The 19,116-nt window shown below is 69.1% G+C and carries 16 protein-coding genes; 5 read left to right on the top strand and 11 right to left on the bottom strand.

Annotated elements, in window-relative coordinates; genetic code table 11:
- The first annotated feature begins 19 nt into the window (after positions 1-19).
- Together AB0E78_RS10720 and AB0E78_RS10715 are read left to right on the top strand one after the other, a co-directional pair.
- The gene (locus tag AB0E78_RS10720) at positions 20-1,084 is read left to right on the top strand and encodes a branched-chain amino acid ABC transporter permease (RefSeq protein WP_361830473.1); all 1,065 of its coding nucleotides are present in this window, start codon (positions 20-22) and stop codon (positions 1,082-1,084) included.
- Complete coding sequence (locus AB0E78_RS10715) at positions 1,081-2,346, top strand: ABC transporter substrate-binding protein (protein ID WP_361830358.1); 1,266 nt, start codon at positions 1,081-1,083, stop codon at positions 2,344-2,346. The genes AB0E78_RS10720 and AB0E78_RS10715 overlap by 4 nt, the downstream gene beginning before the upstream one ends.
- 70 nt (positions 2,347-2,416) lie before the next feature.
- Here the strand turns inward: AB0E78_RS10715 and pssA are convergent, their stop codons facing one another.
- The 9 genes from pssA to AB0E78_RS10670 all read right to left on the bottom strand — a co-directional run bounded on the left by pssA (position 2,417) and on the right by AB0E78_RS10670 (position 13,295).
- A complete protein-coding gene (gene pssA, locus AB0E78_RS10710) occupies positions 2,417-3,271 on the bottom strand; it encodes a CDP-diacylglycerol--serine O-phosphatidyltransferase (RefSeq protein WP_361830357.1) in 855 nt (284 codons plus the stop codon).
- Positions 3,258-3,914: a phosphatidylserine decarboxylase gene (locus AB0E78_RS10705; RefSeq protein WP_160508247.1), complete on the bottom strand. Its 657-nt coding sequence runs from the start codon at positions 3,912-3,914 to the stop codon at positions 3,258-3,260. The genes pssA and AB0E78_RS10705 overlap by 14 nt, the downstream gene beginning before the upstream one ends.
- Before the next feature lie 169 nt (positions 3,915-4,083).
- Positions 4,084-5,289 carry an acyl-CoA dehydrogenase family protein gene (locus AB0E78_RS10700; protein ID WP_160508249.1) on the bottom strand — a complete coding sequence of 402 codons (1,206 nt, stop codon included), beginning with the start codon at positions 5,287-5,289 and terminating at the stop codon, positions 4,084-4,086.
- Between the two features lie 4 nt (positions 5,290-5,293).
- Positions 5,294-5,806, bottom strand: a complete 513-nt coding sequence (locus AB0E78_RS10695; protein ID WP_361830356.1) for a MaoC family dehydratase — start codon at positions 5,804-5,806, stop codon at positions 5,294-5,296.
- A 1-nt stretch (position 5,807) separates the two neighbouring features.
- Entirely contained in the window at positions 5,808-6,773 is a 966-nt protein-coding gene (locus tag AB0E78_RS10690) for a CoA ester lyase (protein WP_361830355.1), read from the bottom strand.
- Entirely contained in the window at positions 6,770-8,797 is a 2,028-nt protein-coding gene (locus AB0E78_RS10685; protein ID WP_361830353.1) for a protein meaA, read from the bottom strand. The genes AB0E78_RS10690 and AB0E78_RS10685 overlap by 4 nt, the downstream gene beginning before the upstream one ends.
- A 17-nt stretch (positions 8,798-8,814) precedes the next feature.
- Positions 8,815-10,152: a crotonyl-CoA carboxylase/reductase gene (ccrA, locus tag AB0E78_RS10680; RefSeq protein WP_361830352.1), complete on the bottom strand. Its 1,338-nt coding sequence runs from the start codon at positions 10,150-10,152 to the stop codon at positions 8,815-8,817.
- Positions 10,153-10,567: 415 nt separating this feature from the next.
- A complete protein-coding gene (locus tag AB0E78_RS10675) occupies positions 10,568-11,380 on the bottom strand; it encodes a TetR family transcriptional regulator (protein ID WP_361830350.1) in 813 nt (270 codons plus the stop codon).
- A gap of 124 nt (positions 11,381-11,504) precedes the next feature.
- On the bottom strand, positions 11,505-13,295 hold the full coding sequence (locus tag AB0E78_RS10670; protein WP_361830348.1) for a 3-hydroxyacyl-CoA dehydrogenase family protein: 1,791 nt from the start codon (positions 13,293-13,295) through the stop codon (positions 11,505-11,507).
- Positions 13,296-13,640: 345 nt separating this feature from the next.
- Between AB0E78_RS10670 and AB0E78_RS10665 the strand changes: the two genes are divergently transcribed.
- The gene (locus AB0E78_RS10665) at positions 13,641-14,210 is read left to right on the top strand and encodes an adenylosuccinate lyase (RefSeq protein WP_361830347.1); all 570 of its coding nucleotides are present in this window, start codon (positions 13,641-13,643) and stop codon (positions 14,208-14,210) included.
- Positions 14,211-14,238: 28 nt separating this feature from the next.
- On the opposite strand, the gene AB0E78_RS10660 is transcribed toward AB0E78_RS10665, so the two are convergent.
- Both AB0E78_RS10660 and AB0E78_RS10655 read right to left on the bottom strand, forming a co-directional pair.
- Positions 14,239-14,631: a RidA family protein gene (locus AB0E78_RS10660; RefSeq protein ID WP_361830345.1), complete on the bottom strand. Its 393-nt coding sequence runs from the start codon at positions 14,629-14,631 to the stop codon at positions 14,239-14,241.
- Positions 14,632-14,654: 23 nt separating this feature from the next.
- Complete coding sequence (locus AB0E78_RS10655) at positions 14,655-15,704, bottom strand: Rv2578c family radical SAM protein (protein WP_361830343.1); 1,050 nt, start codon at positions 15,702-15,704, stop codon at positions 14,655-14,657.
- Between the two features lie 164 nt (positions 15,705-15,868).
- Here AB0E78_RS10655 and AB0E78_RS10650 point away from each other — a divergent pair, with 164 nt between their 5' ends.
- Entirely contained in the window at positions 15,869-16,312 is a 444-nt protein-coding gene (locus AB0E78_RS10650; protein ID WP_361830341.1) for an SRPBCC family protein, read from the top strand.
- 280 nt (positions 16,313-16,592) lie between these two features.
- Positions 16,593-18,935 (top strand): MFS transporter, encoded by a 2,343-nt coding sequence (locus tag AB0E78_RS10645; protein WP_361830472.1) that lies wholly within the window; start codon positions 16,593-16,595, stop codon positions 18,933-18,935.
- Positions 18,936-19,116 lie beyond the last annotated feature (181 nt).

Genomic DNA, 19,116 nt, shown 5'->3' with positions numbered 1-19,116 from the left:
GCGCTCCCGAGTCCGTACGATGCCGACCCGCCCCCGCAGGTACCTCTGGATCGCGGGCGCGGTGCTGCTGCTAGCCCTGCCCTTCTACCTCGACCGGTTCTGGCTCCAGGCGGGTCTCTTCGCCATGGCCGCCGCGATCGGCGCGATCGGCCTCAACCTCCTCACCGGCGCGACCGGCCAGCTCTCCATGGGGCACGCCTTCTTCCTGGCGATCGGCGCGTACGGATACTGCGTCTTCGCGGGGGACGGGAAGGACGGCCTCACCGGCCTCGGCCTGCCCACCTGGATCGCGGCCGCCCTGGCCGTCGGCGTCGCGGGGATCGCGGGCGGCCTCTTCAGCCCCATCGCCGGTCGCCTGCGCGGCGCCTACCTCGGCATCGCGACCCTCGCCCTGATCTTCATCGGGCAGCACGCGCTCTTCAACGCCCACGACCTGACGGGCGGCTCCAACGGACGCGACGTACCGCCCCTGAACGTCTTCGGGATCACCTTCGACGACAGCGAGCTCGTCGTGGCCGCCGTGCCGTTCGGGGCGTCGGAGAAGCTCTGGTACGCGGGGCTCGTCCTCCTCGTCGGCTGCGGGCTCTTCGCCCGGGGTGTGCTGCGCGGGCGCCCCGGGCGCGCCATGAACGCCATCCGGGACCACCGCATCGCCGCCGGAGTCATCGGGGTGCCCGTCGCCCGCTACCGCGCGGGTGTCTTCGTCCTGTCGTCGATGTACGCGGGCCTGGCGGGCGTCCTGCTCGCCCTGGTCTTCCAGCGCACCGTGCCGGACTACTTCGGCATGACGCTGTCCCTCGAATACCTCGCCATGATCGTCATCGGCGGCCTCGGCTCGGTGGCAGGCGCGGTGGCCGGTGCCGCCGTGGTGTCCCTGCTGCCGCAGCTCCTGACCCGGTACAGCGACGCGCTGCCCCTGGTCTCGGCCCCCGGCAGTGGCGGAATCACACCGGGTGAGGCGTCCCGGTATCTGTACGGCGCCGCCGTCGTGGCGGTGGTGCTGTTCCTGCCCGGCGGCCTGGCCAGCATCGCCGCCCGGCGCTCCAGGCCGACGTCCGGCCCAACTCCAGGGGAGGAACGATGAGTTCACGCAGGTCGAAGAGGACCACCGCGACGGCGACGGCGCTCGCCGCGCTGCTGGCGGTGGCCGGTTGCAGCTCCAAGGCGGGGGACGACAAGGCCGACAAGGAGGGTGCGGGCGGGGTCAAGTCCGGCGTCGGTGTCTCCGCCAAGACGATCAACCTCGGTGTGCTCACCGACATGACGGGGGTCTACGCGACCCTCGGCAAGAGCGTCACGCAGGCCCAGCAGCTGTACGTCAAGCAGACCAACGCCGACGGCGGCATCTGCGGCCGCAAGCTGAAGCTGACCGTCCGCGACCACGGCTACGACCCCCAGAAGGCGGTCGCCGCGTACACCGAGCTGGAGCCGGACGTCCTCGGCTTCGCCCAGTTCATCGGCTCCCCGTTCGTCGCCGCGGTCAAGCAGCGGGTCGACGCCGACAAGGCGCTCGTCCTGCCGCAGGCCTGGTCGGCGAACCTCCTGGGCAGCTCGTACGTCCGGGTCGTCGGCTCGACGTACGACCTGGAGACGATCAACGCGATCGACTTCCTGATGAAGAAGAAGGGCCTCAAGAAGGGCGACAAGCTCGGCCACGTCTACTTCGAGGGCGACTACGGCGAGAACGCGCTGAAGGGCTCGCAGTACATGGCCAAGAAGGCGGGCCTCACCGTCGTCGAGCAGAAGATCAAGGCGACCGACAACGACATGACGGCGCAGGTCGCGGCCCTGAAGAAGGCGGGCGTGAAGGGCATCGTCATCAGCGCGGGGCCCCGGCAGGCGGCCTCCCTGGTGGGCGTCGCGGCGGCCGGCAAGTTCGACGTCCCGATCATCGGCAACAACTCGGCGTTCGCCCCCCAGCTCCTGGGCACCCAGGCGGGCCCGGCGCTGGCCAAGAACTACTACGTGGCCTCCCCGACCCTCCCGATCGGCGCGGACACCCCCGCGGCGAAGAAGCTGGTCACCGACTACAAGGCGGCCTACCCGAAGGACTCCCTGGACAACGGCGTGACAGCCGGCTGGACCGCGGCGTCCATCTTCGGCGAGGCGCTGAAGAAGGCCTGCGAGAGCAAGGACCTCACGCGTGACGGCGTCGACAAGGCGCTCCTGACCATCAGCGACTACGACACGGGCTTCGGCGTCTCCCAGGACTTCAGCGACCCCAAGGCCCCGTCGTCGAAGGAGAGCGTGATCCTGCGCCCCGACAAGAGCGCCACGGGCGGCATGAAGGTGGTCCGCGAGCCGGGAGCCGCCGACGCGGTGGAGGGCTACACACCGGGGGCCTGAGATCTCACGGCACGCGAAGGGGGCCCGAACCAAGCGGTTCGGGCCCCCTTCGCATGTCGTACAAGCGCCGCTACGGCAGCTGCGCCGCCCGTGCCTCACGCCGGTTGTCCCGGAAGTTGTTCACCCGGCGGGCCGTGGCGAACAGCGGGATGACCGCGCCGAGCACCAGCTGCAGCGCGCAGCCGGTCTGCAGCAGGAGCTGGCCGCCCGGAGCCTCGAAGGCCCAGGCCGCGAGCAGCCCCATGGCCGCGACGATCCACGCGAGCATGGCCACCGCGAGGGGACCCCGCGGCTTGGGGTACTCGACCCGGCTGACCATGAGCCAGGCCGTACCGATGATCGCGAGGAGCGTCGCCACGAAGGGCAGCTCCAGGAGCACGATCGAGACGACCGTCAGCGCGCCGAACGGTGAGGGCATGCCCTGGAAGGTGCCGTCCTTCACGGTCACGCAGCTGAACCGCGCAAGCCGAAGCACCACCGCCAACAGCACGACGATCGCTCCGACCGCGGCCACTCTCTGGTGCGCGTCGTCGGCGACCATGCCGTAGACGAGCACGAAGTACGCGGGGGCCAGACCGAAGCTGATCAGGTCCGACAGGTTGTCGAGCTCCGCGCCCATCGGCGAGGACCGCAGCTTGCGCGCCACGAGCCCGTCGAAGAGGTCGAAGACGGCCGCGCAGAGCATCAGGATCACGGCGGTCGCGGCGGAGTGCCGCGCCATGCCGCTTTCGTTGCTGCCCTGCAGGTGCGGGATGAGGATGCCCGTGGTCGTGAAGTACACGGCCATGAACCCGCACGTGGCGTTGCCGAGGGTGAGGGTGTCCGCTATCGAGAGGCGGAGTGAGAGAGGCATCTCCTCGTCGGCCTCGTCATCAGCCGCCTCGGGCACCCAGCCCGCCTGTGTCTCAGGATCAACCACGGTCAATTCGAGTCACCCCAGCCACGGTCTTCTGACCGACCTCGACGTCCACGTCGACACCCTCGGGGAGATAGATGTCGACACGGGAGCCGAAGCGGATCAGGCCGATCCGTTCACCTTGCTCCACCTTCGTGCCCTGCGGCACGTAAGGAACGATGCGCCGCGCGACCGCGCCCGCGATCTGGATCATCTCGATGTCGCCGAGCTCGGTGTCGAAGTGCCAGACAACGCGCTCGTTGTTCTCGCTCTCCTTGTTGAACGCCGGGACGAACCCGCCGGGGATGTGCTCCACGGACGTCACCGTGCCTGCGAGGGGCGCGCGGTTGACGTGGACGTTCAGCGGGCTCATGAAGATCGCGACGCGGGTGCGCCCGTCCTTCCACGGCATGATGCTCTGCACCACGCCGTCGGCCGGGGAGATGACCCGGCCCTGGGCGATGTCGCGCTCGGGGTCGCGGAAGAACCACAGCATGCCCGCCGCCAGAGCGGTAGCAGGTACAGCGACGGCCGCGGCGCCCTTGGAGCGACGCGCGCGGACGAGGCTGAGTGCCGCGGTGGCGACAGTCGGCAGGAGCCACGGCGATGCTCCGCGCGCAAGGCGTACGCCAGCGAGGCTGTCGCGTGGTGCAGAGGTTTGGCTGTGGGGCATGGATGACCTTCGTAGCGGATGATGCCGCGCACTAACGGGGGACGGCGGCTTTTTCCGGATGGTATCGGTTGCGAGCCACAACTGGGCAAGCCAGGAAGCGGAGTCGACGGCCGAAGAGTGTTGACAGGGTGTGACCTTCTTCTCGATGAAAACACCCCAAATCGGGCATCTAGCCCTGGAATCGATACTCTTCGAGCAGTCGCCGCCCAATGATCATTTTCTGGATCTCGGCGGTGCCTTCGCCGATCAGCAGCATGGGAGCTTCACGGTACAGGCGCTCGATCTCGTACTCCTTCGAGAAGCCGTAACCGCCATGAATCCGGAACGCGTCCTCTACGACTTCTTTGCAGTATTCGGATGCGAGGTACTTCGCCATCCCGGCTTCGAGGTCGTTTCGTTCCCCGGAGTCCTTTTTGCGTGCGGCATTCACCATCATCGCATGGGCGGCCTCGACCTTGGTAGCCATCTCGGCCAGCTTGAACTGGATCGCCTGGTGCTGAGCGATCGCCTTGCCGAAAGTGTGACGTTGCTGGGCATATGAGACACCGAGCTCAAATGCACGCTGAGCGACTCCGCAGCCACGCGCCGCGACATTGACCCGGCCGACTTCGACGCCGTCCATCATTTGGTAAAAACCGCGTCCGGTGGTCCCGCCGAGCACGCGATTGGCCGGAATTCGTAGCCCGTCCATGATGAGTTCGGTCGTGTCGACGCCCTTGTAACCCATCTTGTCGATCTTGCCGGGGATGGTGAGGCCCGGCCGGACCTCTCCGAAGCCGGGCTCCTTCTCGACGAGGAAGGTCGTCATCGACTTGTGGGGCGCGGTGCCCTCCGGGTGTCCTTCGTCACTTCGGCACAGAACGGCCACCAGCGTGGACGTGCCGCCGTTCGTGAGCCACATCTTCTGACCGTTCAGGACGTACTCGTCGCCGTCCTTGACGCCCTTGGACGTGATCGCCGACACATCGGAGCCGAGCGCGGGCTCCGACATGGAGAACGCGCCGCGCACCTCGCCGGCCGCCATGCGCGGCAGGAAGGTGTCCTTCTGCTCCTGCGTCCCGTGCTGCTTGAGCATGTAGGCGACGATGAAGTGGGTGTTGATGATGCCGGAGACCGACATCCAGCCACGCGCTATTTCCTCGACGCACAGCGCGTACGTGAGCAGCGACTCGCCCAGACCGCCGTACTCCTCCGGGATCATGAGCCCGAAGAGGCCCAACTCCTTGAGACCGTCGACGATCTGCTGCGGGTACTCGTCACGGTGCTCCAGCTCCGTGGCGACCGGAATGATCTCCTTGTCGACGAAGTCCCGGACGGTGGACAGGATCTCCTGCTGGATGTCGGTGAGACCTGCGGTCTGCGCGAGTCGGCTCATGGCGTCACTTCTCCTGGGACTTGAGCTCCGGGCGGCCGGGCTGCTCGCCGCCGCGCTCCTTGATGTACGTCTCGGTGGGGACCATCACCTTGCGGCGGAACACGCAGACCAGCGTGCCGTCCTGCTTATAGCCCTTGGTCTCCACGTAGACGATCCCGCGGTCCGACTTGGACTTCGACGGAGTCTTGTCCAGGACCGTGGTCTCGCCGTAGATCGTGTCGCCGTGGAAGGTCGGCGCCACGTGCTTGAGCGACTCGACCTCCAGGTTGGCGATCGCCTTGCCCGAGACGTCCGGCACGGACATGCCCAGGAGCAGCGAGTAGATGTAGTTCCCCACGACGACGTTCTTCCCGAAGTCCGTCGTCTTCTCCGCATAGTTGCTGTCCATGTGGAGGGGGTGGTGGTTCATCGTCAGGAGGCAGAAGAGGTGGTCGTCGTACTCGGTGACCGTCTTTCCGGGCCAGTGCTTGTAGACGGCGCCGACTTCGAACTCTTCGTAGGTGCGGCCGAACTGCATCTCAGGCCTCCGGGATCTCGAACTTGGAGGTGCGGGTCATGCCGGCGGCACGGCCCTTGCCCGAGATGACGAGCGCCATCTTGCGGCTCGCCTCGTCGATCATCTCGTCGCCGAGCATCGCCGAGCCCTTCTTGCCGCCCGCCTCGGAGGTGCAGTAGTCGTAGGCGTCCAGGATCAGCTCGGCGTGGTCGAAGTCCTCCTGGGAGGGCGAGAAGACCTCGTTGGCGGCGTCGACCTGGCCGGGATGCAGGACCCACTTGCCGTCGAAGCCGAGCGCGGCGGCGCGGCCCGCGACCTCGCGGTAGCCGTCGACGTTCTTGATCTGGAGGTAGGGGCCGTCGATCGCCTGGAGGTTGTTGGCGCGGGCGGCCATCAGGATCTTCATCAGGATGAAGTGGTAGGCGTCCGCGGGGTAGCCGGGCGGCTGCTCGCCGACGACCAGGGACTTCATGTTGATGGAGGCCATGAAGTCGGCCGGGCCGAAGATGATCGTCTCGACGCGCGGCGAGGCCTGCGCGATCGCGTTGACGTTGTTGAGGCCCTGCGCGTTCTCGATCTGCGCCTCGATGCCGATCTTGCCGACCTCGAAGCCCATCGTCTTCTCGATCTGCGTGAGCAGGAAGTCGAGGGCGACGACCTGGTCGGCCGTCTGCACCTTCGGCAGCATGATGCAGTCGAGGTTCTGGCCCGCGCCCTCGACGACCGTGACGACGTCGCGGTACGTCCACTCGGTCGTCCAGTCGTTGACGCGCACCACTCGCGTCTTGCCCGCCCAGTCGCCCTCGTTGAGGAACTTGACGATGGTGTGCCGCGCCTCCGGCTTGGCGAGCGGCGCGCAGGCGTCCTCCAGGTCCAGGAAGACCTGGTCGGCGGGGAGGCCCTGGGCCTTCTCCAGGAAGCGCGGGTTCGAACCCGGTACCGCCAGACATGAGCGGCGGGGGCGCAGGCGGTTGATGGGCGCGGTCATGCGGGGACCTCCAGAGGGTCGAGCTTGTTCGCTTTCCGGATCTCGTCGACGATACGGCCGATGATCTCGGTGATACCGAAGTCCTTGGGGGTGAACACGGCGGCCACACCCGCCGCCTTCAGGTCCTCGGCGTCGCTGTTGGGGATGATGCCGCCCGCGATGACGGGAATGTCGGGCGCCCCTGCCTCGCGCAGGCGCACCAGCACGTCCGGCACGAGCTGCGCGTGGGAGCCGGAGAGGATCGAGAGGCCCACGGCGTGCACGTCCTCGGCGAGCGCGGCGTCGACGATCTGCTCGGGCGTGAGCCTGATGCCCTGGTAGACCACCTCGAAGCCGGCGTCGCGCGCACGCACCGCGATCTGCTCGGCCCCGTTGGAGTGCCCGTCGAGACCCGGCTTGCCGACCAGGAAGCGCAGCTTGCCGGTGCCGAGGTCGGCGGCGGTCCTTGAGACCTTGTCGCGGACCAGGGCGAGCGCCGTACCCGCCTCCGCGGTGACGGCCACCGGAGCGCTGGAGACGCCCGTGGGCGCCCGGAACTCCCCGAAGACCTCCCGCAGGGCGCCGGACCACTCCCCGGTCGTCACACCGGCGCGTGCGCACTCCAGGGTGGCCTCCATGAGGTTGCCCGTGCCCGCGGCGACCTCCTTGAGCTTCTCCAGGGCCTTGCAGGGGCGCGGGTGGTTGAACGGCGGCTGGTAGCGGGTGTCGCGCCAGGCTCCCAGCGCCTTCACGACGCGGTTCTCGACGGCCGGGTCGACCGTCATGATCGCGGTGTCCAGGTCCGCGGTGAGCGGGTTCGGCTCGGTCGACTCGTAGGCGTTGACGCCGACGATCTTCTCCTCGCCCGACTCGATGCGCGCCCTGCGCTCCGCGTGCGAGGAGACCAGCTGCGACTTCAGGTAGCCGGACTCGACGGCGGCCATCGCGCCGCCCATCTGCTCGATGCGGTCCATCTCGGCGAGCGACTCCTCGACGAGGGACTCCACCTTGGCCTCGATGACGTGCGAGCCCTCGAAGATGTCCTCGTACTCCAGGAGATCGCTCTCCAGGGCGAGCACCTGCTGGATGCGCAGCGACCACTGCTGGTCCCACGGCCGGGGGAGGCCCAGGGCCTCGTTCCAGGCGGGAAGCTGCACGGCACGCGCGCGTGCGTCCTTGGAGAGCGTGACGGCCAGCATCTCCAGGACGATGCGCTGGACGTTGTTCTCGGGCTGCGCCTCGGTCAGGCCGAGGGAGTTGACCTGTACGCCGTAGCGGAAGCGGCGCTGCTTGGGGTTGGTGATGCCGTACCGCTCGCGCGTGATCCGGTCCCAGATGCGGCCGAACGCCCGCATCTTGCACATCTCCTCGACGAAGCGGACGCCCGCGTTCACGAAGAAGGAGATACGGGCGACGACGTCACCGAACTTCTCCTCGGGCACCTGGCCGGAGTCGCGCACGGCGTCCAGGACGGCGACGGCGGTGGACATCGCGTACGCGATCTCCTGGACCGGAGTGGCCCCGGCCTCCTGCAGGTGGTAGCTGCAGATGTTGATCGGGTTCCACTTGGGGATGTGGGCCACCGTGTACGTGATCATGTCGGTGGTGAGGCGGAGGGAGGGCACCGGCGGGAAGACGTGCGTCCCGCGCGAGAGGTACTCCTTGACGATGTCGTTCTGCGTCGTCCCCTGGAGCTGCGTGATGTCCACGCCCTGCTCCTCCGCGACCACCTGATAGAGCGCCAGGAGCCACATGGCCGTGGCGTTGATCGTCATCGAGGTGTTCATCTGGTCCAGGGGGATGTCCTGGAACAGCCGCCGCATGTCGCCCACGTGCGAGACGGGGACCCCGACCCGGCCGACCTCGCCGCGGGCGAGGATGTGGTCCGGGTCGTAGCCGGTCTGCGTGGGCAGGTCGAACGCGACCGAGAGGCCCGTCTGACCCTTGGCGAGGTTGCGCCGGTACAACTCGTTGGATGCCTCGGCCGTGGAGTGACCGGCATAGGTCCGCATGAGCCACGGCCGGTCCTTCTGACGCTCTGTCATGTGCGAACCCTCAGCCCTCAGACGTTCCGGAAGCGGTTGATCGCGTCGATGTGCTTGGCCCGCATCTCCGGGTCGCGCACGCCGAGGCCCTCCTGGGGCGCGAGGGCGAGGACGCCGACCTTGCCCTGGTGGAGGTTGCGGTGCACGTCGTAGGCGGCCTGCCCGGTGTCCTCGAGGGAGTAGACGCGGGAGAGGGTGGGGTGGATCTTGCCCTTGGAGATGAGGCGGTTGGCTTCCCAGGCCTCGCGGTAGTTCGCGAAGTGCGAGCCCACGATCTTCTTCAGGGACATCCACAGGTAGCGGTTGTCGTACTCGTGGTTGTAGCCCGAGGTCGAGGCGCAGGTGACGATCGTGCCGCCCTTGCGCGTGACGTAGACGCTCGCGCCGAAGGTCTCGCGGCCCGGGTGCTCGAAGACGATGTCCACGTCCTCGCCGCCGGTCAGCTCGCGGATGCGCTTGCCGAAGCGCTTCCACTCCTTGGGGTCCTGGGTGTGCTCGTCCTTCCAGAACTTGTAGCCCTCGGCGTTGCGGTCGATGATCGCGTCGGCGCCCATCGCGCGGCAGATGTCCGCCTTCTGCTCGCTGGAGACGACACAGATGGGGTTGGCGCCGCCGGCCAGGGCGAACTGGGTGGCGTAGGAGCCGAGCCCGCCGCTCGCGCCCCAGATCAGGACGTTGTCGCCCTGCTTCATGCCGGCGCCGTTGCGCGAGACGAGCTGGCGGTAGGCGGTGGAGTTCACCAGGCCGGGGGACGCGGCCTCCTCCCAGCTCAGGTGGTCCGGCTTGGGCATGAGCTGGTTGGACTTGACCAGGGCGATCTCGGCGAGGCCGCCGAAGTTCGTCTCGAAGCCCCAGATGCGCTGCTCGGGGTCGAGCATCGTGTCGTTGTGGCCGTCGCTCGACTCCAGCTCGACGCTCAGACAGTGCGCGACGACCTCGTCGCCCGGATTCCAGGCATTCACACCGGGACCCGTGCGCAGCACGACACCCGCCAGGTCGGAACCGATCACGTGGTACGGCAGGTCGTGGCGCTTGGTGAGCTCGCTCAGACGGCCGTAGCGCTCCAGGAAGCTGAACGTGGAGACGGGCTCGAAGATCGAGGTCCACACGGAGTTGTAGTTGACCGAGGAGGCCATGACGGCCACCAGGGCCTCGCCCGGGCCGAGTTCGGGGACCGGCACGTCGTCCAGGTGGATCGACTTGCGGGGGTCCTTGTCGCGGGTCTCGAGCCCGGCGAACATCTCCGCCTCGTCCTTGTGCACGGTGATCGCACGGTACGAGTCGGGGAGCGGAAGAGCGGCGAAGTCGGCGGACGTGGAGTCCGGCGACTGGATCGCGTCCAGGATTTCCTTCACGGTGATGCCTCCGGCGAAGTTCGTGCCCCCTTTGAGGGGAACACGCTCTTGAGGGTTACGTCGGGTGCTGCTGGTGCTTGTGAGGGGTTGCCGTCGGTTCGGCGAAGGTGTTGCTCGGCAGCGCTTGGTGTGGCGCGGGAGGTTGCCTGTGACGCAGGCGTCCGGGCGCACGAGCCGTGGCTTGTGGGGACAGCCGGCGTACGGAAGTTCTCTGCACGCCGGCCGCCCGGACAACATCAACGTATGACACCGCGTGCCAGCGAGCAAGACACTGAGTGCCATCAATTTTTGATAGATGATCGATCAGTGCAGGTCAGAGGGTGTGGCGGCATGACGGAAGGGGCGCTACCGGTGGGTAGCGCCCCTTCAAAAGCCCAGGACAAAAGGGCGGAAAACCGGATCTCGATCTAGGAATTCACTGGGAATCCCGCTCCCGCAGCGCCTTCTCGATCGTCCGCATGATCTCGTCGAGCGGTGCGTCCGTCCGGGCCACGGTGACCAGGACATCGCCCCCGGTGCTCACCGAGGCCGCCGGAGCGGTGGTGGTGTCACGCCCCGCCCCGATGCCCGAACCGAAGGTCCTGCGGACGATGGCGAAGGCGTGGTCCAGCTGGGTCTCCACGTCGCCCTGGCCGCCCGCGCGGAGCCAGCGCCGCAGCACGTGGTTGTGTGCCGTCACGACCGCCGACGCCGCGACCTCCGCGAGGAGCGGGTCGTCGTTGCCGTCGTGGTGGGCCTGCTCGTCGAAGTGGCCCAGGAGGTAGCGCGTGAAGAGCCGTTCGTAGCGGGCCACCGAGGCGATCTCGCGCTCGCGCAGCGTGGGCACCTCGCGGGTCAGGCGGTACCGCTCGACGGACACGGCGGGCGAGGCCGCGTACATCTTCATGACTTCCTTGATGCCCCGGCACACCGTGTCGAGCGGGTGCTCGTGCGGCGGCGCCGCGTTCAGGACCGCCTCGGCCCGGATCAACGTGTCGTCGTGGTCCGGGAAGATCGCCTCTTCCTTGGAGCGGAAGTGCCGGAAGAAGGTCCGGCGGGCGACCCCGGCCTGTGCGGCGATCTCGTCGACCGTCGTCGCCTCGTACCCCTTGGACGCGAAGAGCTCCATCGCGGCGGCCGCCAGCTCCCGGCGCATCTTGAGGCGTTGGGCGGCGGCGCGGCTGCCGGCCGCGCTCTCCGGAGCGTCGGGCGTAGTGGGCGTACGTGAGGACTTGGCGGCCTTGGGCATGACCCGAACGTACTGCATATGCGCAGCCGAGTGCTCCTGCGGGACGGGGCCGCCCGGGGGTTCGAGCAGCCCGCCCCAGTCCGTGCGCGGTCTGCCGTCAGGCGCGCCCCCGTCCGCTTCCGGCCTACCGTCGGGCATATTCGCGGAAGCCGCGGCCGGTCTTGCGGCCGAGGCAGCCCGCGGCCACCAGGTGTTCGAGCAGGGGAGCGGGGGCGAGGCCCGGGTCGCGGAACTCGCGGTGCAGGACCTTCTCGATGGCGAGCGAGACGTCCAGGCCGACGACGTCCAGGAGCTCGAAGGGGCCCATGGGGTAGCCGCCGCCGAGCTTCATCGCGGCGTCGATGTCGTCGAGCGTCGCGTAGTGCTCCTGGACCATCTTGATCGCGTTGTTGAGGTAGGGGAACAGCAGCGCGTTCACGATGAAGCCGGCCCGGTCGCCGCAGTCCACCGGGTGCTTCTTGATGGTCGCGCAGACCTGCCGGACCGTCGCGTGCACGTCGTCGTCCGTGAGGACCGTGCGGACCACCTCGACCAGCTTCATCGCCGGGGCCGGGTTGAAGAAGTGCATCCCGATCACGTCGCCGGGACGCGAGGTGGCGCGGGCACAGGCGACCACGGGCAGGGACGAGGTGGTGGTGGCCAGGATCGCGCCCGGCTTGCAGACCTTGTCGAACGCCGCGAACAGCTGCTGCTTGATCTCCAGGTCCTCGGCGACCGCCTCCAGGGCCAGGTCGACGTCGGCGAACGCGTCGTACGTCCCGGCCGGGACGATCCGGTCCAGCGTCTTGGCCGCGGTCTCCGCTGTCATCCGCCCCTTGTCGACGGAGCGCGAAAGCGACTTGGCGATACGGGACTTGGCCTTCTCCGCCTTCTCCTCGCTGCGCGCGGCGAGCACCACGTCGTAACCGGCCTTGGCGAAGACCTCGGCGATGCCGGACGCCATGGTCCCCGAACCGGCGACACCGACCGAGCGGATGGTGCGCCCGCCGCCCTGGCGCCCGTCCTCCGGCGGGGTCAGCGCGTCCCGCACGACGACCGAACTGCCGGGCGCTGCGGCCTTGTCGTATGAGTAGAATCCACGCCCCGACTTGCGGCCGGTCAGGCCCGCCTCGCTGAGCTGCTTGAGGATGGGGGCGGGCGCGTGCAGCCGGTCGTGGGACTCGGAGTACATCGCGTCCAGGACCGTGCGGGCGGTGTCGACGCCGATCAGGTCGAGCAGGGCGAGGGGGCCCATCGGCAGTCCGCAGCCAAGCCGCATCGCGGCGTCGATGTCCTCACGGGACGCGTACTTGGCCTCGTACATCGCTGCGGCCTGGTTGAGGTAGCCGAAGAGCAGGCCGTCGGCGACGAAGCCGGGCCGGTCGCCGACCGCGACGGGCTCCTTGCCCAGCGCGTACGCCAGGTCGGTGACGGAGGCGACGGCCGCGGGCGCGGTCAGCACGGACGACACCACCTCGACCAGCTTCATCGCCGGTGCCGGGTTGAAGAAGTGCAGGCCGAGCACCCGCTCGGGGCGCTGCGATTCGGCGGCCAGGCGGGTCACGGACAGCGCGTTCGTGCCGGTCGCGATGATCGTCCCGGGGCGCACGACACCGTCGAGCTCACGGATGATCTGCTGCTTGATCTCGTACGACTCCGGGGCGACCTCGATCACCAGGTCGGCGTCGGCCGCGGCCTGCAGGTCGGTGAAGGTGCGGACGCGGGCGAGCGCGTCCCGCCGCTCGTCCTCGGTGAGCTGCTCACGCCGCACGGCCCGCGCGGTGGACGACTCGATGGCGGCGACGGCCTGGGCACCCGCGCTCTCGCTGATGTCGATGCCGATGACCTCGCGTCCCGCGCGGGCCAGGACCTCGGCGATGCCGGTGCCCATCGTGCCGAGACCGATCACGGCGACGGTGTTCAAGGGAGTGTCCATGCGTGGACTCCAGGAAGTGAGTGACGACTGAGGGGCGCACGCGGTGCGCGGCAACTGAGGCGCGGCGTACGGAAGGTGAGCTGCTGCGTGTCGTGACCGGGCGGCGAAGCGCGCACGCCCGTGAGGAGTCGACCGGCTCTGTCCCGGAGCCGCGTCGTACTGGATGGAGCTGAGGTGCTGAAGCACCGAACCGACAAGCATTCGCACCGGCTGCGTCACCAGGCCGCTGCGAGGTTGGGGAACTGCTGGCAGGGAGTGTGCCCCGCTCACATGAGATTAACCGGCGAGTAACGAGCGCGCCAGTCCCCAGGGTTTGTGATCTACATCGCGGATAGGCTCCCCGTCATGGACGTGGAGTTGCGCACGGTGACGGAACGCTTACGCCGCGAGGCGGGAGTCTCGGAGAGTTACGAGAGGCTGGTCGCGACCGGCGATGTGGAGGAACTGGCGGAGGTGCTCGCCGCGGCGGGTCAGCCACTGTGGGCACGGGAGCTGGCGGCGGTCCGCCTCGGCGCCGCCGGGGACAACCGGGCCTTCGAGTCCCTGGTGCTGCTCCTGAACCACCGGGATCCCTCGCGCTGCGCGGCCGCCGCGTACGCCCTGGCCAGGTTGCGTGATCCGCGTACGGCGCGTGCGGCAGCCGCCCTGGCCACCAATGAGCTGCGGGTCGCCTACGCCCTGTACCCCGTGCGTCTGCTCACCGAGCTGCGCGCGCCCGAATCGGCGCCCGCCCTCATCACCACGCTGGGGCGCAGGCTCGCCCCGCACGATCCGTACGGGAAGATCGCGCTGGCCTGCGTGGAGGGCCTGGGGGCGCTGGGGGACCCACGGGCCCGGCCCGTCCTGACGCGGGCCATGGGCTATCCGCGGCTCGCGGCGGCGGCCGCCGCGGCCCTCGCCCGACTGCCGGGCTAGCTCCCCGGCCTGCCGGTGTCCGCCGTGGTCACAGGACGGCGTACGCCTCGATCTCCATCATGAACCGCGGCGAGACGAGAGCGGCGACCTGCACGGCGGAGGACGCCGGGAGCCGCTCCGGGTCCATGTGCACGTCCCGTGCCGCCCGGATCGCGGGCATGTACGCCATGTCTGTGACGTAGTACGTCAGCTTCACTATGTCGTCGAAGCCGCCGCCCGCGGCCAGCAGGCAGCGCCGCAGATTGTCGAAGACCTGCCGCGCCTGGGCGGCCGCGTCCCCCTCGCCGACCAGCTCACCGTCCTCGTCCAGGGGGAGCTGCCCGGAGATCGCCACGAAGCGGCCGGTGCCCATGACGACATGCGTGTACGCGGTGGCGGGGAAGACGCCGTCGGGGGCGTTGATGTGGGTCAGTCGGCTCATGGGGTCCATCCTGGACGGTGGGTTCACAGCAGGGTGAGCTGGGTGCCGCCGGGCGGGGCGGGGGCGGTCTCGGCGCTGGTTTCTCGAGGTGCGCGGATGCGTCGGGTGGCGTCCGCGCGTGCGGGGCCGATGCCGAACTCCTCGGCCAGCTCGTGCACTTGGCGGGTGATCCGGCGCTGGTACCACTTGGGTGCGTAGGCGCCTTCCGCGTACAGCCGTTCGTAGCGCCGCACGAGATACGGATGGTGCTGCTCCAGCCAGGCCATGAACCACTCGCGCGCCCCCGGCCGCAGATGCAGCACGAGCGGCGTCACGGATGTCGCCCCCGAGGCGGCGATGGCCCGTACGGTCGCCCGCAGTTGCTCGGCCCGGTCCCCGATGAAGGGGATCACGGGCGCCATGAGCACCCCGCACCCGATGCCGTGACCGGTCAGTGTGCGAACGACGTCGAGCCGCCGCTCCGGAGCTGGCGTGCCCGGCTCGACCGTGCGCCACAGCTCCTGGTCGACGAAGCCGACCGACACGGAGATCCCCACGTCGGTGACGGCGGCGGCCTGCCGCAGCAGGTCGAGGTCCCGCAGGATCAGCGTGCCCTTCGTGAGGATGGAGAAGGGGTTCGCGTGGTCGCGCAGGGCGGCGATGATCCCCGGCATGAGGCCGTAACGCCCCTCGGCCCGCTGGTAGCAGTCGACGTTCGTGCCCATCGCGATGTGCTCGCCGTGCCAGCGGGGTGAGGCGAGCTGGCGGCGCAGCAGGTCGGGGGCGTTGACCTTGACCACGATCTGGCTGTCGAAGCCGAGCCCCGTGTCCAGGTCCAGATAGCTGTGCGTCTTGCGCGCGAAACAGTAGACGCACGCGTGCGTGCACCCCCGGTACGGATTGACCGTCCACTCGAACGGCATGCGGGACGCACCGGGCACCCGGTTCACGATCGTCCTGGCCCGGATCTCGTGGAAGGTGATCCCACGGAACTCCGGGGTGTCGAAGGTCCTGGTGGTGACCGCGTCCGCGCCGAACAGCGCGGCATCCGCGACACCCCGTGACGGCCCGTCGGCGAGGTTCTCCCAGCGCATGACGCCTCCTCGGTAGCACTGACCACAGAATAGAACACATGTTCCCTTGATCGTGCGAGGGGATACCTCGGGGGCCCCGAGGGGACCCCGATTTGGGAGCCCGGTGCGCAGGGTGGTTGGCTTCCGGGGATCACCCTGAACAACCGAGTGCTGGAGGAAGTGCCATGGCGCAGGTCGAGGCGACCACGGAGCGGATCATCGCGGCGCAGCCGGAGGACGTCTTCGACGCGCTCGCCGACTACGAAGGCACGCGTCCGAAGATCCTGTCCGAGCACTTCAGTGAGTTCGAGGTGCGTGAGGGCGGCGACGGTGACGGGACGCTCGTCCACTGGAAGCTGCAGGCCACCAGCAAGCGCATCCGGGACTGCCTCCTGGAGGTCAGCGAGCCGACCGACGGCGAGCTCGTCGAGAAGGACCGCAACTCCTCCATGGTCACCACCTGGACCGTGACCCCGGCGGGGGAGGGCAAGGCGCGCGTGGTCGTCTCCACCGTGTGGAACGGCGCGGGCGGCATCGGCGGCTTCTTCGAGAAGACCTTCGCGCCCAAGGGACTCGGGCGGATCTACGACGCGGTGCTCGGCAAGCTCGCCGCCGAGGTCGAGAAGTAGGTCCTCAACTGCGGTAACCCATAAGGGTTGTTGTCACGCTCACCGTTTCGAGTGGTTTTCTGTTCGGGCCAATTGTACGGCGTAGGGCTCCCACCGGCGCATACGTGTGCCGGACCCCACGCAGGGGCGACTCGTCGCGCTTGCTCGCAGTTGTCGCGTAATGCGAGAAATGCGGCGCAGGCGCTGACGAGGGGAGCAGGACGTGGGTGGCACGACGCTGGTGCAGGGCGCCGAGCAGGAGGACGCCGAGGGGGCGGCGGTGGCCACGGTGCCGCCGGGCATCGAAGAGGCGCCGCCACCCCAGGAGCACGTGTCGGCGACGGCCGGGCTCAGCCCCGGGCGCGTCCGCATGGTCTTCGTCGGGCTCATGCTCGCCCTGCTGCTCGCCGCGCTCGAGCAGATGATCGTCGCCACCGCGCTCCCGAAGATCGTCGGTGAACTGCACGGCCTGGACCGGATGTCCTGGGCGATCACCGCCTATCTGCTCACGTCCACGATCGGGCTGCCCATCTACGGCAAGCTCGGGGACCTCTTCGGGCGCAAAGGCGTCTTCCAGTTCGCCATCGTCATCTTCGTCATCGGCTCCGCACTGGCCGGCTGGTCGCGCACGATGGACCAGCTCATCGCCTTCCGCGCCATCCAGGGCATCGGCGCGGGCGGCCTCATGATCGGCGTACAGGCGATCATCGCGGACATCGTCCCGCCCCGGGAACGCGGCCGCTACATGGGCCTGATCGGTGCCTCCTTCGGCCTCGCGTCGGTCGCGGGACCGCTGCTCGGCGGGTTCTTCACCGACCACGTCACCTGGCGCTGGTGCTTCTACTTCAACGTGCCCTTCGGGCTCGTCACCCTCCTCGTCGTCAGCTTCGGGCTCAAGCTGCCCAAGCGCGCGGTGAGGGCCCGACTCGACGTCCTCGGCGCGCTGTTGCTCGCCTCGGCCTCCACCTGCCTGGTGCTCGTGACCAGTTGGGGCGGCACCGAGTACGCGTGGGGATCGCGCGTCATCCTGGGGCTCGCGGCCGGAGCCGTCGCCTCGGCCGCGCTCTTCGTTGTCGCCGAACACTTCGCCGCAGAACCGATCATCCCGCTGCGGCTGTTCCGCGACTCGGTCTTCAACATCACCGGCGTGGTGGGCATGGTCGTCGGCGTCGCCCTCTTCGGGGCGGCCAGCTATCTGCCGACCTTCCTGCAGATGGTGGACGGCGCGAGCGCCACCGAGTCGGGCCTGCTCATGCTGCCGATGATGGGCGGCGTCGTCGGCGCCTCGGTCCTCTCCGGACAGCTCATCAGCCACACCGGGCGCTACAAGATCTATCCGGTCATCGGCGGCATCCTGTCCGTCATCGGCATGTGGCTGCTCTCCCGGCTCGAGGCCGACACACCCCGGCTGCACTACAGCATCTGGATGGCCGTGCTCGGCGCGGGCGTCGGACTCGTCATGCCGGTGCTCATCCTCGCCGTGCAGAACGCGGTACGCCCCTCCGACCTCGGCACCGCCACCAGCGCCAACAACTACTTCCGGCAGATCGGCGGCAGCGTCGGCGCCGCGATCTTCGGCACGCTCTTCGCCGACCGGCTCGCGGACTCGCTCGCCGACCGCATCCCGGCCGGGGCCGGTCTCCCGGACCCCGAGGCCATCACCCCGCAGCTCGTCCACGCGATGCCCGCCCCGCTGCGCGAGGGCTACATCCAGGCGTACGCCGACGCGATGCCCCGCATCTTCCTCTACCTGGTGCCGGTGCTCGTCCTCGGCATGCTGATCACCTTCTTCCTCAAGGAGACACCCCTGTTGTCCAGCGCAGCGTCCCAGGACGCCCCCACGGCCGAGCCCACGAACATCCCCCAGGCCCGCACCTCGTACGCCGCCGGGGTCCCCGTCTGCGGCACCGTGCAGCACCCGGACGGCACCGTGGTGCCCCGCGCCGCCCTGACCCTCATCGACGTCGGGGGCCGGCAGATCGGCCGCGGTGCGAGCGGGGACGACGGGCGGTACGCGCTCTCCACGCCGGGCTCGGGATCGTTCGTTCTGATCGCGGCCGCCGGGGGCCATCAGCCGCAGGCGGTCACCGTCACGGTCGGCGAGCGCCCCGTGGAGCTGGACGTGGTGCTCGGCGGCGCGGGACGCCTGGCCGGCAGCGTGGTCACCGCCGACGGGACGCCGGTCAGGGACGCCGCGGTCACCCTCACCGATGTCCGCGGGGAGGTCGTCGCCACCACCCGCAGCGGGCGCGAAGGCGGCTATGTGATCACCGAGTTGGTGGCGGGCGAGTACACCCTGGCCGCCAGCGCGCCCGCCTTCCGGCCCGCGGCCCTGCCCGTCTCCGTGCAGGCCTCCCGCGAGACCCGGCAGGACGTCGAGCTCGCGGGCGGCGCCGTCCTGCGCGGGACCGTGCGGGCCACCGGCGGGCGGCCCGTGGAGGACGCCCGCGTGACGCTGCTCGACGCGGCGGGCAACGTCGTGGACACCCTCACGACGAGGGAGGACGGCACCTTCCGGTTCATCGACCTGTCGTCCGGCGAGTACACGGTCATCGCCGCGGGCTACCCGCCGGTGGCGACCGTGCTCCAGGTCGCGGGCGGCGGGCGCACGGAGCGGGATCTGCAACTGGGCCACGCAGACTGACGCTGACTAACGCAGACTGACGCTGCTGGACGCCGGCTCCTTCTGGCGCCTCCGGCGGAAAACACCCGCCGGAGGCGCCCCCGCGCGGCCCAATTCCCCTATTGAGCCCCACGGCAACCTGGGTCGGTCGTACGGTGGTTGGGGCGGCGCAGGTCTTCGCGGTGCCGCCGGAAGGAGCGTT

Origin of the sequence: Streptomyces sp. NPDC032198 (assembly GCF_040636975.1) — a bacterium.
GTDB lineage: Bacteria > Actinomycetota > Actinomycetes > Streptomycetales > Streptomycetaceae > Streptomyces.
Note: the sequence above shows the minus strand (reverse complement) of the source record. Positions and strands in the feature narration are given on the sequence as shown.

Bases quoted from the DNA above. Each gene is read 5' to 3' on its own strand.
- AB0E78_RS10720 (WP_361830473.1), top strand. From the start codon at position 20: ATGCCGACCCGCCCCCGCAGGTACCTCTGGATCGCGGGCGCGGTGCTG.
- AB0E78_RS10715 (WP_361830358.1), top strand. From the start codon at position 1,081: ATGAGTTCACGCAGGTCGAAGAGGACCACCGCGACGGCGACGGCGCTC.
- AB0E78_RS10705 (WP_160508247.1), bottom strand. From the start codon at position 3,914: ATGCCCCACAGCCAAACCTCTGCACCACGCGACAGCCTCGCTGGCGTA.
- AB0E78_RS10700 (WP_160508249.1), bottom strand. From the start codon at position 5,289: ATGAGCCGACTCGCGCAGACCGCAGGTCTCACCGACATCCAGCAGGAG.
- AB0E78_RS10695 (WP_361830356.1), bottom strand. From the start codon at position 5,806: ATGCAGTTCGGCCGCACCTACGAAGAGTTCGAAGTCGGCGCCGTCTAC.
- AB0E78_RS10690 (WP_361830355.1), bottom strand. From the start codon at position 6,773: ATGACCGCGCCCATCAACCGCCTGCGCCCCCGCCGCTCATGTCTGGCG.
- AB0E78_RS10685 (WP_361830353.1), bottom strand. From the start codon at position 8,797: ATGACAGAGCGTCAGAAGGACCGGCCGTGGCTCATGCGGACCTATGCC.
- AB0E78_RS10675 (WP_361830350.1), bottom strand. From the start codon at position 11,380: ATGCCCAAGGCCGCCAAGTCCTCACGTACGCCCACTACGCCCGACGCT.
- AB0E78_RS10670 (WP_361830348.1), bottom strand. From the start codon at position 13,295: ATGGACACTCCCTTGAACACCGTCGCCGTGATCGGTCTCGGCACGATG.
- AB0E78_RS10665 (WP_361830347.1), top strand. From the start codon at position 13,641: ATGGACGTGGAGTTGCGCACGGTGACGGAACGCTTACGCCGCGAGGCG.
- AB0E78_RS10660 (WP_361830345.1), bottom strand. From the start codon at position 14,631: ATGAGCCGACTGACCCACATCAACGCCCCCGACGGCGTCTTCCCCGCC.
- AB0E78_RS10655 (WP_361830343.1), bottom strand. From the start codon at position 15,704: ATGCGCTGGGAGAACCTCGCCGACGGGCCGTCACGGGGTGTCGCGGAT.
- AB0E78_RS10650 (WP_361830341.1), top strand. From the start codon at position 15,869: ATGGCGCAGGTCGAGGCGACCACGGAGCGGATCATCGCGGCGCAGCCG.